This window comes from Prevotella disiens, from assembly GCF_900454955.1.
GTDB lineage: Bacteria > Bacteroidota > Bacteroidia > Bacteroidales > Bacteroidaceae > Prevotella > Prevotella disiens.
Genome location: NZ_UGTL01000001.1, coordinates 786,229 through 798,421, shown reverse-complemented (window position 1 = coordinate 798,421; position 12,193 = coordinate 786,229). Strand labels below are relative to the sequence as shown.

The window sequence follows — 12,193 nt, the reverse complement described above, 5'->3', positions numbered from 1 at the left end:
CGACTCGTCCAATAATCAAAAACAATAAAAATATGAACAATTTAAAATTAAGTTTAGTAGCAGCAAGCATCTTTTTAGCTTGCTCGTCAAGCGTTTCGGCGCAGTGTCCTATCATGGAACAAATACTCAATAGTGGCGATGAAGAAAGCACTGGAGCGCAGAAAAATCACACATTGATTATCAATTACGATGAGAAGAAAGGCGATAAAGCCTTGAAAAAAGCAATTGAAAAGAAAGATTGCGAAATTGTTTACGACCATAAAGAGTTTAATAGTTTGACGATTAAAACTCCAGAAGATTGGGATATAGAGAAGGCGATTACCTATTTCAATAAAATAAAAGGCGTAACAAATGTTAGGAAAGACGGAATTAGTAGGTTGCAAAGGTAAACTTAAAAACCTCTCCCCAACCCTCCCCGATGGGGGCAGGAGCGCAACTTTGCTTGTTAGTTGGGGTTATAAGTGTAATTTAATTTAAAATTTTGTTTTAATTCTCCATTGTCGGACTTGTCTGACCCGTCCGACTTGTCCTTTTTTTTATTTACACTCCCTCCCCCAACGGGGAGGGTTGGGGTGAGGCTTTTAGAGCATTACTTTATCAACCCTTCTTGCTTTAAAACACTTTCAATAACCTGTGGGAAATGTTCCATTTCCAAAACGTGTTCCTTGTCGGCAATATCGTTTGGCGTGTCATTCGGAGTTATTGGCGTGCGGAATTGGGCAATAATTTCGCCTCCATCGCAAACATTGCTAACCCAATGAACGGTCATACCTGTTTCGGTTTCGTTGGCTTTGCGCACAGCTTCATGGACATGATGACCATACATACCAATGCCACCAAACTTAGGAAGTAAGGCGGGGTGAAGGTTGAGCATACGTTTTGGGTAAGCATCAATGAGCCAATCGGGGATAATGAGAAGAAAACCAGCCAAAACTATAAAGTCAATTTTGTTTTCCTTCATAAGGTTTAAAACCTTTGTACGGTCGTTAAATTCGGCTTTTGGCAAAACAATGGAAGGCACATTCAGATTCTTTGCGCGTGTAAGAGCGTAAGCATCAGCCTTGTTACTAATCACCAATGCAATATTAACCTCATTGTTTTGTTGGAAATAACGAATAATATTTTCACAGTTACTTCCACTTCCTGACACAAAAATTGCGATGTTTACCATATTTTTTATAAGTGCGTTTTCGGTTAAAATTATTCGTCCTCGTCATCAAAATCGTCGAAACCAAACATGGCAGGCTCTACAAAAGCATCTATTTGACGACGGTCTTTCTTGGTAGGACGACCTGTTCCACGAGCACGGTCAATAAATCCACTAATCCGACTCATCTCCAACAATTCGTATTGCTTGGCATCGGTAACATTTTTGTAGACCTCTGGCACAAGTTTAGCACCTACACGGCTTTCAATGGGTTTTAATACTTCGAACGAATAAGTAATGGGTGGTTTCTTAACGCTAATTACATCGCCTACTTTTATGGTATGCGAAGGTTTAACGTTGATTCCTTTGATAGTTACACGTCCGTTTTTACACGCATCAGATGCTATGCTGCGTGTTTTAAAAATGCGTGCTGCCCACAACCATTTATCTATTCGTGCAACCTCATTCATTATTTCTTTCCTAATTTATTGAATTGGTTCATTGTAATGTTGATACCTGCAAGGGCGAAACTTTTAATGATTTCTACTGCTGTATCAATGCTGGGTTGAAGCGTTTTCATATCCTCTTCCGTGTATTTACCCAATACCCAATCAACCTGTCCGCCCTTCGGATAGTCGTTTCCGATACCCATACGGAGGCGAGCATAGTTTTGTCCTATGAGTTGTTGGATATGTCCCAAGCCATTATGTCCACCATTTGAACCGTTAGCTTTCAAACGAAAGGCACCTAAAGGAAGGGCTAATTCATCAGAAATAACCAACAAACGTTTCTCATCAATCTTTTCTTTTTCCAACCAATAGCGTACTGCGTTGCCAGAAAGATTCATAAAAGTAGTAGGTTTAAGCAGAATTATCTTGCGCCCTTTAAGCATTGTTTCGGCAATAAAGCCATAACGCTTGTCCTCAAAAACAATATTGGACGCCTTAGCAAAGGCGTCCAATACCATAAATCCTGTATTGTGGCGAGTTCCCTCGTACTCACGCCCAGGGTTCCCCAAGCCACATATTAGATATTTGTCCAATGTTGTTCAACTTTATTCTTCGTCTTCTTCTTCGCTTGCAGCAGAAGCAACAGAGTTACGAGTAGCCTTAATAGAGCATACTACAACTTCCTTTGGAGTTACGAGTTCAAGACCTTCGAAACTCAAATCGCCAACCTTGATACTCTTACCGATACGAAGATTAGTAACATCGATTTCGAGCGTTTCTGGAATGTGAGAGTAAGGAGCCTTAACGTTGATTTTACGGATAGACATGTTCATACGACCACCATCGCGAACACCTTGTGCAAGACCTGTATGCTTAACAGGAACACCCATTACAATAGGCTTAGTTTCGTTTACTTCGTAGAAGTCGATGTGAAGAACAGCATCTGTAGTTGGGTGGAATTGAATTTCCTTCATAACAGCCAAATGCTTTTCGCCGTCAATGGTCAACTCTACAACATAGATATGTGGAGTATAAACCAACTTGCGAAGCTCTGCCATAGGAGATGCAAACGCTAAAGCTACTGGTTTGCCATTTTCTTTTACTTCACCATAAAGGTTACATGGGATTAAACCTTCTTTGCGGAGTTCCTTAGAGGCTTTCTTGCCAATAATCTCACGCTTCTTACCTGAAATTTGAATTTGTTTCATTGTTTGTGTTACTCTAAATTAATGAATATTTAATTCGCCATCACACACTGATACTGCAAACAAAGGATTGTAAAAATCCCATAAATTGCTGTTCTCAATTTGCAAAAAGCGGTGCAAAGTTACTCCTTTTTCCGTAAATGCACAAATATTATGCCTATATAATGCCTAAAAATCAAGAAAAAAGGACATTCTCTTGCATGGAACACATATTTTTTTTACATTTGCAAAACAATAGATTATAACGAAACACAACTTTTATAGGGCAATGATAAATAGAGATTTAATAAGAATAAAGGTCGTACAGTTAACCTACGCTTACTACCAAAATGGGGATCGTAATATTGATAAAGCAGAAAAAGAGCTTCTTTTCAGTTTATCAAAGGCGTATGGCTTGTATAATTATCTTCTATCGCTCATTGTTTCAATAACGCAGGAGGAGCGCCGCCGCGTAGAGATTCTAACGAATAAGGCAAAACGAGAAGGCACTGAAACTCCTTCTGAACGCTTCGCTTTCAATAAGTTCGCTGTACAACTCGAAGAAAATAAACAGTTGAACGCATTTATGGAAGGACAGCAACATCATTGGAACGATGACATGGAAACTGTTCGTAAAATATGTGACCAAATTGAACAATCGGTTATCTACCAAGAATTCATGGAAAGCGAGGAAGATTCGTACGATATTGACAGAGAGTTATGGCGCAAATTATATAAAGCATTGATTCAAGACAATGAAGATTTAGACGCTATTCTTGAGGAAAAGAGTTTGTATTGGAACGATGATAAAGAAATTGTTGATACGTTTGTCGTAAAAACCATTAAGCGTTTTGACCCAGCCAACAAAGCAAATCAAGAATTATTGCCTGAATTTAAGGACGAAGAAGATAAAGATTTTGCAATCAAACTTTTCCGTTCAACCATCTTAAATGCAGATACTTATCAACGTTACATGAGCGAAACAAGTCGAAATTGGGACTTCTCGCGTTTGGCTTATATGGACATTGTTATCATGCAAATAGCCATTGCAGAAATGCTTAATTTCCCCAACATACCAGTTTCGGTATCAATTAACGAATACGTTGAGCTTGCCAAACTTTATAGTACCCCAAGAAGTGGAAGTTATATCAATGGTATGCTCGATGCTATTGCTCGCTATTTGTTTGACATTGGGGTTATATTCAAGCAGTTGCCAGAACGTAGACAACCGCAACGAATGCAAAATAACCAAGGATACAATCGTCCTCATCGCCAACGCTTCACTCCTCAAAAGAATCATTTTGAAGAGAATGGTTATCAAGATGAAATGAATGAAAATGAAAACAAAGAATTTTAATCAATAAATAAGAAATGAATACAGCTTTTTTACTTGCTGCACAAGCTGCAGGACAGTCAGGCGGCGCAATGCCAATGATAGTTATGATGATTCTAATCTTCGCTATCATGTGGTTTTTCATGATTCGCCCACAACAAAAGAAACAAAAACAAATTCGTGCTTTCCAAAATGCACTGAAAGAAGGTGATTCTGTCGTTACCGGAGGTGGTATCTTTGGCATTGTAAAGCGTGTTGATTTGACAGCCAATAAAATTGATGTTGAAATTGCACGTGGTGTTGTTATTTCAGTAGACAAAGGCTATGTTTTTGCCGATGCTGAAGCAATGCGCATGAATCAAGCTAAATAATTAGGTTTGCAAAATTGAAAATGGTTTGCAAATGGTGGGTAAAACACTACATACATTAGGCTTTTTCAGGAACTTCGTGTCGAGAATATTCAACAAGGAGTTTCTGATTTTTTTGTTCTTTCTCATGCTGAGCGGTTTGTTTTGGCTAACAAACGTGCTTGACGACTACTATGAGAGAGAATTTACCATAGATTTGCGCTTGGCGGGGATACCTAAAAATGTGGTATTAACGGGCGAAGTAGATTCTGTGGTAAAGGTCGTGGTGCGTGATAAAGGTTATGTCATAGGAAGTTACATGTTCCGAGGAGATTTCCGACCACTATTTTTCGATTTCGAAACATGCAATAAAGGCAGCAATAACGGCGAGATTTTGGTAAGTGAAATTCAACGATTGGTACAACAACAACTGTATTCCAGCTCAAAAATTGTAAGCGTAAAAGCTAACAATCTTACCTATTCTTACAATTATGGACAACATAAAAAGGTGCCAATCAGACTGCAAGGTATGGCAATTCCAGCCGAAGGCTACTATCTTTCAAGGGTGCAATTTACCCCAGACAGCGTAACGATATACGCAACAAAGAAGGTCTTAGATAGCATTCAGTACGTTTCTACAGAACGAGTTGAGGTGTTAAACTTCTCGGAAATGCAACAGCAAGAAGTCAAGATAGCCAAAATAAAGAATGCAAAGCCACTCCCCTATCGTGTAAAAATGCAACTTTATCCTGATATTTTGACGGAAGAATACGTTGAAGTTCCTATTCAAGCCATTAACGTTCCGACTGATAAGACGATGAGAATCTTCCCTGGAAAAATAAAAGTAAGGTTTGCTGTTGGTGCACAACGACTTCGCTCTATGCCTAAAAACATAGAGACACGCGAATTACAACCCATTGGCTTCAAAGTAATAGTAGACTACAATGAGATTTTAAAGACAAAAGCAGAGAAATGTCATGTCTATATTCAAGCCACACCAAACGGAGTTCGCAATGCACATCCTATGATAAATGTGGTCGATTACCTTATTGAGCAGAAATGAAAGTTGCAATAACAGGGGGAATTGGTAGTGGCAAATCGTATGTTTGCAACCAACTACGCAAGTATGGCATCAAGGTTTATGATTGCGATGCAGCAGCAAAAAAATTGATGCGCACATCAATTGAATTGCAAAATAGGCTATTTCAGCTTATAAAACAGCCTATTTTTATCAACAAAACCATACAAAAATCTGTCATTGCAAAATTCCTTCTTGAAAGCGAAAGCAATAAGCAAGCTATCAATAACATTGTTCACCCAGCCGTGGCAGCCGATTTCATGCAGTCGGGTGCCGATTGGTTAGAAAGTGCCATACTCTTTGAAAGCGATTTTATCAATCGTGTACCAATCGAGAAAGTAGTTTGCGTAACCGCTCCAGAACACATTCGTGTGGCACGCATTGTTCAACGCGACAATATTTCTCCAGAGAAAGCGTTAGAATGGATACACCGTCAGTTACCGCAAGAGGAAATTTTAAGACACAGCGACTATGAAATCGTGAATGACGGAAAAAGAAATTTAGACACACAAATCAAACAAATAATTGATGAAATAATTTAAACGAATCAATAATAAAAATAAAAACAAATATGTTACAAACAATTCTTTCAATAGCAGGCAAACCTGGACTTTATAAATTGGTAAGTCATGGTAAAATGAATCTTATCGTTGAAACACTCGATGAAAAGAAAAAACGTGTACCAACATTTGCTACCGACCGTGTTACAAGTCTTAGTGACATCTCTATGTTCACCGAAAACGAAGATGTTCCTTTGTACCAAGTGCTTGCAAATGTGCGTGACAAAGAGGAAGCAAAGCCTACTTCATTGAATTGGCGCAAGGCTTCAGCTAAACAATTGCAAGATTATTTTGCTGAAATCCTGCCTGACTTTGACCGCGACCGTGTACACAATAGCGATATAAAGAAGTTGTTGCAATGGTACGACATCTTGATTAACGCTGGTATTTCTAACTTTGAAGAAATATTAAAGGCTGACAACGACAATTCAGAAGAGGTGCAAGAAGAGGAAAAATAAACGCTCATCGTTCCAATATATAATGTATCAAAGCCCTATTTTGCTCTGATTTTATAGCATTCAAAATCTTTCAGCTATAAAGTCAGAGCAAAATTTTGTTCATACCTCGCCCTTTCCCATAGCTTTATTATTGGTTCAGCAGCAAAAGATGGAGTTTTTTTATTCTATCTTTTGATTATTAAGCCACTTTTGTTATCCTTATTGCTAAAGCTGTAAGCATCCAATATTAGCCTACTTTTTTAGAACTGCTGTTCATGCAAGGACATGCAAGAACCCATTCAACTCCGAAAAGGTCACGAGAAAGTTTCTGTGCCTTGTCGAAAAGATGAATGGGCTGATGAGGATGGTGGTTATCGCTTAACTAGTTTCTTGCCACCGATGATGTAGATGCCCTTTGGCAGTGACTCGAACTGTTGTTCGCCTTTGCCTACCACCACACCTTGCAGGTTGTATATGAGCATCGGCTCATTGCTGATGTGCGGAACAGTGATTGCTGCTGGTGCGGCTTTTGCCATGTAGAACGGTGTCTTGAGAATGCGCTCCCATTTAGGTACGTATTGCATCCCACCCTGGATGAAGTCTTCTTTTTTCTCGACCTTATAGCCATCTACGTAAATGGCATATTGTGCCCCAGCGACAACGTTGTCTATCGAGAACGGTATTTCCTTCGTGCTATTGGCGGGAATGATGTCTGCCAGCGAGATTTTGTTTTCAAGGTAAGCCTCGTTTGTATTGCCTTTCCTGCAACGCAGCTCAATGTCGAAACCGCCGCAATAGTCTGCATTCTCGCTGTTGGTGACAATGAGTTTCCCCCTCATAGCAGGAGCTTGGAAAGCGTTTTCTTCACTTTGTTCGATTTTCACCTTAACCGAAGGAAGGTTCTGCGACTTAGGTTCAGTAATGGTAATGTTTCCTTTAGAGCTGATAGTGGCGCCCGATTTACATTCGAAGGAATAGTCGAACTCTCCAACCTCCTTTGGATACAGCTCAAACATCACGTCCGTCGTCTGTCCTGCCGGCAGGAAGGTGGTGGCGGAAGCTACATAGTTATACTTGAAGAGCATGTCGAAGGTGTCGTACAGCTCGTCGCCTTTGTTCTCTATAGTGAGGGTGACGAACAGGGGACGTCCTGCCTCCTTGCTACCTTTCACGTCCACTTTCTTCACCTCTAAAACAGGCTTGGCAGTGGAGGTCTTCAGTTCCGTGTTGGTAATCTCTATCTCCTGCGCCATGTCTCCAATGCCACCACAGGCTTTCCATTCGCTTTCGCCTTGTATGCGGTAAACGGGTAGCACGGTGTACTTTCCGTTGGCGAGGGTGTGTGGTATGTTGAAGTTCGCTTCTTTCTTTTGTATCTTGCCGTCGCGCTTGAACTTTGAGCTGAACAGCTGTACGGCGTTTATCAATCTACCTCCCTGCCAAAAGCCTAAGCCGCAATCGGCATCAAAGGCTTCGCCGTAATTGTTCACGCATTTCATGGTGATGTCAAAATCCGTGAAGTCATCGCTGCTGTTCGAGCGACTTTGATCTTGTAGGGGAGTCATCTCCTTGACGTCAACGACTTTGGGAAATACATCAGCACCTTCGCTTGGTCTGAATCCGATGATAGCTCCTTGTTCGCGTGTGTAGATACTGGGCAGTTGCGTAAATCCATATTCGCGTGGCGAAAGAACCGATAGGCGATAGTAGCCGTTGAATTGACCTCCCCAGCCCCAGTTGATGTGAAAGTAGTCGCCTTCCTTGTAGCCATCGCAGACAAAGGCGTGACCATAGTTGTACACCACATCTTCGGCAAAGTAATATACGGGTCGTTTTGCTTTCAACTCATTGTATATCAGATTGTACCATTCCTCACTGGTGTAACGGTCTCTGAAAACACGGTGCATGTCCTTAGAGTATCCAAACAATCGGGTAAGGAACAATATCACGTTGTAGGAATCGGCGCCCGAATCATCAGCGGTATAATCCATATACACCGCCTGTCCCACATATCTCATCAGCTTAGCCACAGCGTCTTGCTGCTGCTGGGTGGTGGGAATGCGGTACGAAGGCAGTATGTCGTTCCACTCGAAGGTACTCTCGGCAAGCTCGGGAACTTGCAGATGAGCCGACGGAGCCGTGTAGGCAGGCATGGCGGGAGCCTTCTTAGGATACTGGTAGTAGCCCATAATTTGGGCTGCTGCCGTGGCAACACATCCCGTGACACAGTGCTTGTTTTTGTGCATGGGCGTTTGTTGGTTGTAGGGACCGTACTGGCTCCATGTGGTTTTCAGCAACGGTTCAATGGGTTGCAGCTTTCTGCTGGCGCGCGTGGTGGCAGGCTTTGTGGTGGTAGGTATGTTGTTCAGCATGCGCACCTCCTGTCGATATTGTGCCAAGAGCATCTTGAGCGATGCTGGACATTGCTGCTCGTCGTATGTTCCCTCTTCTGCATAACCTAACACGTCAGCCGTGCGGTCGTCAGCAGAGGCGATGACGAAGCCCTGTCCCTTGCCTACGTTGAAAATATAGTAGGCATTGGTACTTGCCACCTCGTTGAGCGAGGGTGCGGCTTGTGAAGCTCGTCTAACGACCCGGGAGTTAGTACTTGCATGGCTCTTGATAAAAGCCAATGCAGCTTGTCGGGCTTGTTGTCTGCCAACAGGGGCGGAAAAAGCCAAGGTTGTTGCGCATAGCAACACTAAAGATGTAAAAATTTTCCTCATATTTAATTTATTGGTATAAAGGGTGGTCCTATCAATTACCACCGTAAAGTTTTCTATGTCAATCTTTTTACGTTTTGTCATCTTGTGGACTCTTTTTGGTTCAATTTGCTTGTTCATTCAGTCGTATAGCTCGCTATACTCCTTCACTCACAAACAAATTGACCTCAAAAATAGTCTCACAATCTGTCAAAGCTAATTTATAGAACCGCCCTAAAAAGTGATTCTGGCAGTGTCCTTAAAAGTGTATAATTCATCTTTCATTTCTCTGTACTTCCACTGCTTTTTCCTGACTTTGTCTTCGTGTCACTCAGAAATATAAATCATTCAATACTTCTTGGCAAGAATATAAAAAATCAGGTTATTTCTCGTACAAGGGGAGTCGAGTTTGCTACTTTACTCGCCTTTTCGCACGTCACCCTAAGCAACAAAGATAAGTATTGATTATAAAGTACTTACAAATGTGTCTTGAAAAAGTGACGAAGTCAGAAGGGATCCAGTCCTAATTTTTAGGCTCAAAAAGTTTTAACGGACAACAATAGTCTTTTTTATCTTGTGTTTTTTTGTAACACGAGGTATAGCCTAAGGTAAATTTGATAAAATAAAAAATCCCCACCTCCAGTATGTATAGAATAACTTTTGTTTTATGGTGCACGGAATTTGTTGTCTCTATGCACGTTTTCTTAGGTACATCTTTAATACATTCTATGGGTGGGGGAATAATGTGCGTTACTTAACTAAAACCTTTTTTCCATTGATGATATAAATGCCACGTTGCAATGTGTTGAGTGTTTGTGCATCTGCATGATTCATATATCTCTTGCCGGTGATGTCGTACACGCCAACTTTTGCCTGGGCTGCCTTGACGCCGCGAATGCCAGTAGTAATGTTGTTGGCTACATTTTTCCAGCCGTTTGCGTTTCTGTATTTCTCCTCGCTTCCTGCTGGTACTTCCAAAACAAACTCGTCATCAAAGCCAGTGAAAATGTTTACATAATCAACAGGATCCATTTTGATGCCTCCGTTGATAAAGTCTTCACCTCCGTCAAGGGTTTGGGGTGGATTGACGGCAAGGCACACCGCTTTCTTTAGACTGCTGCAGTCACCAAAAGCACCCTCATCGGTACCAAAGAACGTTTTGAGTGTCTTTGGCAAGTACACCTCTGTGCATTTGGCATTATGGGCAAAAGCCCCCATGCCAATTGATTCTACTTGTGTTTGCGAAAGGTCTACCTTCTTAAGATTGCAGGTGTGGAATGCTTTTGCCTTTATCTCTTTTAGATTCTTCGGGAAAGTAACGGTTTCCAAAGCATTACATTCCTCAAAAGCACTCTCGTCAATCATGGAGATGTTGTCTGGTAATGTTATGGATTTGAGCGCAGTACAATGTTTGAAACATTCTTTTCCCAACTTGGTCAACGACTTAGGTAGCGTTACTTCTTGAAGGTTTGCAAAGTCCCAACATATATATTCAGCAAGAGACGTAACGCCTTCTTGTACTACAACCTTTTTGATGTCGTTGCGCTTTACTTGCGGATTTTCACCACCCCATGCATAAACAGAGTTACCTTCTGCGTGTTGCATCTCTCCTTTTCCGCTAATGGTAAGTGTGCCATCATCGGTAAACGACCATTTCAAATTTTCACCAATAGACCCATTGTTGTCTGCCAGTGCACCTATGCAAACCAACAGGCTCATTGTTAACATATAAATTTTTCTCATACTATAAAAACATTAAATTAAACATATTTAGGTAAAACCTATTTTATGAAGTTTAGTAAGAGAAGGCAGGCATTTATAATGCCTATGCCTTCTTATTTCGTAGGTACAACCACCTTCTTGACCTCAAAGTCAACCGATGAGTTGTTTGTATCGGAAAATCTTTTTCCATTAAAACGTCGAGTAATCATCTTGCCTGCACCAACGTCTATCTTATCATCAGCCTTTTCGTAAACGCCATTCCAACCTTTGTCCAGTGTACCCGATATCGGGAAACTTTTTTCAGTAGTAGCTCCTTTGAACCTTACATTTACGGCGTCAACAACCCATTGGTTCGGTAAGAACATAAAAATTTGTGAATGTGAGTGATGTCCACTTTCGTTCCACATGACATAGCGTCCATATTTTGCCATCGGATCTTCGATTTCTCTTAGCAACGCTTCATTTACTTTGGCATTGTTCATATTCTCTTTTATCTTCTCAATAGGTTCTGCCAAACGTATCAGCGCAATGGTGAAGTTACGCTCAAATCCGAAAGGTACATACTCATCGTCGTCTTCATCCCATACTCCGACTTTCGATTTGTCCTCTTTCATTCTTTTTTCCTGCTCTTTGTCGTTTTCCTTACAATAGAGGAACGTCATATGTGGAACTTTTTCGTTACCATTCTGTCCCCATTCAAAGTCGGCTTTGGAAAGGTCGATCAGTTTTTCGATACCTTTGTATTTAGCTGGATCTTCTCCATACTCTTTCAAATACTTCTTGTATCCTTCCGCATGATTGATGGCTCTCATGGCAATAACAATAGTTTTGCCTGCTTTTACGGTGTATGGCATGCCACTTTTATCTTTGGGAAAACCAATCATGTTGGAAACACCAAATGCTTTCTGCCTATAATCGCAATTAGGCTTTTCAAAGTTGACTTTGTCTACGGCGTTGTACTGACATAGTGCCAAAGCCATATTCTCAAGACTTATGTCATGGTCGGTAGGGTTGTAGACGGCAATAAACTTGTCATCCGTTTCTTCAGATTTATTGCCGTAAGGTGTCTCCACGAAGTCCCCAGCATAGTAAATGTCTTTTATAATCAGGTCCGTGCTTTCTGTCTCAGCGGTATGTTCCTTCTCTTCAGGTTGTCCGTCACGTGCACAGTTTGCGAAAAGCGCAATTGTTGCCAATGCGCATAACATCATCTTCTTCATTTGTTTGTCTTCTT

13 protein-coding genes are annotated in these 12,193 nt (G+C 41.1%); 6 read left to right on the top strand and 7 right to left on the bottom strand.

Features of this window, described 5'->3' with window-relative positions:
• The first annotated feature begins 32 nt into the window (after positions 1-32).
• Positions 33-389, top strand: a complete 357-nt coding sequence (locus tag DYI03_RS03485; protein WP_025064664.1) for a hypothetical protein — start codon at positions 33-35, stop codon at positions 387-389.
• A 200-nt stretch (positions 390-589) separates the two neighbouring features.
• On the opposite strand, the gene purN is transcribed toward DYI03_RS03485, so the two are convergent.
• The 4 genes from purN to DYI03_RS03465 are packed head-to-tail and all read right to left on the bottom strand — an operon-like array spanning position 590 to position 2,804.
• The gene (purN, locus tag DYI03_RS03480) at positions 590-1,171 is read right to left on the bottom strand and encodes a phosphoribosylglycinamide formyltransferase (protein ID WP_021669457.1); all 582 of its coding nucleotides are present in this window, start codon (positions 1,169-1,171) and stop codon (positions 590-592) included.
• 29 nt (positions 1,172-1,200) lie between these two features.
• Complete coding sequence (locus tag DYI03_RS03475) at positions 1,201-1,617, bottom strand: RNA-binding S4 domain-containing protein (RefSeq protein WP_004358534.1); 417 nt, start codon at positions 1,615-1,617, stop codon at positions 1,201-1,203.
• The gene (gene pth, locus DYI03_RS03470; RefSeq protein WP_036870311.1) at positions 1,617-2,189 is read right to left on the bottom strand and encodes an aminoacyl-tRNA hydrolase; all 573 of its coding nucleotides are present in this window, start codon (positions 2,187-2,189) and stop codon (positions 1,617-1,619) included. Before pth ends, DYI03_RS03475 begins: the two co-directional genes overlap by 1 nt.
• 12 nt (positions 2,190-2,201) lie before the next feature.
• On the bottom strand, positions 2,202-2,804 hold the full coding sequence (locus tag DYI03_RS03465) for a 50S ribosomal protein L25/general stress protein Ctc (protein ID WP_021669459.1): 603 nt from the start codon (positions 2,802-2,804) through the stop codon (positions 2,202-2,204).
• Positions 2,805-3,069: 265 nt separating this feature from the next.
• Here DYI03_RS03465 and nusB point away from each other — a divergent pair, with 265 nt between their 5' ends.
• The 5 genes from nusB to DYI03_RS03440 are packed head-to-tail and all read left to right on the top strand — an operon-like array spanning position 3,070 to position 6,556.
• Complete coding sequence (gene nusB / locus DYI03_RS03460; RefSeq protein WP_021669460.1) at positions 3,070-4,137, top strand: transcription antitermination factor NusB; 1,068 nt, start codon at positions 3,070-3,072, stop codon at positions 4,135-4,137.
• Positions 4,138-4,151: 14 nt separating this feature from the next.
• Positions 4,152-4,484 carry a preprotein translocase subunit YajC gene (gene yajC / locus DYI03_RS03455; protein WP_004358494.1) on the top strand — a complete coding sequence of 111 codons (333 nt, stop codon included), beginning with the start codon at positions 4,152-4,154 and terminating at the stop codon, positions 4,482-4,484.
• Positions 4,485-4,515: 31 nt separating this feature from the next.
• Positions 4,516-5,523 carry a CdaR family protein gene (locus DYI03_RS03450; RefSeq protein WP_021669461.1) on the top strand — a complete coding sequence of 336 codons (1,008 nt, stop codon included), beginning with the start codon at positions 4,516-4,518 and terminating at the stop codon, positions 5,521-5,523.
• Positions 5,520-6,080 (top strand): dephospho-CoA kinase, encoded by a 561-nt coding sequence (coaE, locus tag DYI03_RS03445; RefSeq protein ID WP_021669462.1) that lies wholly within the window; start codon positions 5,520-5,522, stop codon positions 6,078-6,080. Before DYI03_RS03450 ends, coaE begins: the two co-directional genes overlap by 4 nt.
• Positions 6,081-6,109: 29 nt before the next feature.
• Entirely contained in the window at positions 6,110-6,556 is a 447-nt protein-coding gene (locus DYI03_RS03440; protein WP_004358536.1) for a DUF5606 family protein, read from the top strand.
• Positions 6,557-6,906: 350 nt separating this feature from the next.
• Here the strand turns inward: DYI03_RS03440 and DYI03_RS03435 are convergent, their stop codons facing one another.
• The 3 genes from DYI03_RS03435 to DYI03_RS03425 form a co-directional block, all read right to left on the bottom strand.
• A complete protein-coding gene (locus DYI03_RS03435) occupies positions 6,907-9,342 on the bottom strand; it encodes a C10 family peptidase (protein ID WP_051549782.1) in 2,436 nt (811 codons plus the stop codon).
• Positions 9,343-9,987: 645 nt separating this feature from the next.
• Positions 9,988-10,980, bottom strand: coding sequence for a leucine-rich repeat domain-containing protein (locus DYI03_RS03430; RefSeq protein ID WP_021670201.1), 993 nt, complete (start codon positions 10,978-10,980; stop codon positions 9,988-9,990).
• Between the two features lie 92 nt (positions 10,981-11,072).
• Positions 11,073-12,179: a DUF4876 domain-containing protein gene (locus tag DYI03_RS03425; RefSeq protein ID WP_021670202.1), complete on the bottom strand. Its 1,107-nt coding sequence runs from the start codon at positions 12,177-12,179 to the stop codon at positions 11,073-11,075.
• Positions 12,180-12,193: the final 14 nt, after the last annotated feature.

Coding starts and splice junctions, on each gene's coding strand:
- DYI03_RS03485 (WP_025064664.1), top strand. CDS start 33: ATGAACAATTTAAAATTAAGTTTAGTAGCAGCAAGCATCTTTTTAGCT.
- purN (WP_021669457.1), bottom strand. CDS start 1,171: ATGGTAAACATCGCAATTTTTGTGTCAGGAAGTGGAAGTAACTGTGAA.
- DYI03_RS03475 (WP_004358534.1), bottom strand. CDS start 1,617: ATGAATGAGGTTGCACGAATAGATAAATGGTTGTGGGCAGCACGCATT.
- DYI03_RS03465 (WP_021669459.1), bottom strand. CDS start 2,804: ATGAAACAAATTCAAATTTCAGGTAAGAAGCGTGAGATTATTGGCAAG.
- nusB (WP_021669460.1), top strand. CDS start 3,070: ATGATAAATAGAGATTTAATAAGAATAAAGGTCGTACAGTTAACCTAC.
- yajC (WP_004358494.1), top strand. CDS start 4,152: ATGAATACAGCTTTTTTACTTGCTGCACAAGCTGCAGGACAGTCAGGC.
- DYI03_RS03450 (WP_021669461.1), top strand. CDS start 4,516: ATGGTGGGTAAAACACTACATACATTAGGCTTTTTCAGGAACTTCGTG.
- coaE (WP_021669462.1), top strand. CDS start 5,520: ATGAAAGTTGCAATAACAGGGGGAATTGGTAGTGGCAAATCGTATGTT.
- DYI03_RS03440 (WP_004358536.1), top strand. CDS start 6,110: ATGTTACAAACAATTCTTTCAATAGCAGGCAAACCTGGACTTTATAAA.
- DYI03_RS03435 (WP_051549782.1), bottom strand. CDS start 9,342: ATGACAAAACGTAAAAAGATTGACATAGAAAACTTTACGGTGGTAATT.
- DYI03_RS03430 (WP_021670201.1), bottom strand. CDS start 10,980: ATGAGAAAAATTTATATGTTAACAATGAGCCTGTTGGTTTGCATAGGT.
- DYI03_RS03425 (WP_021670202.1), bottom strand. CDS start 12,179: ATGAAGAAGATGATGTTATGCGCATTGGCAACAATTGCGCTTTTCGCA.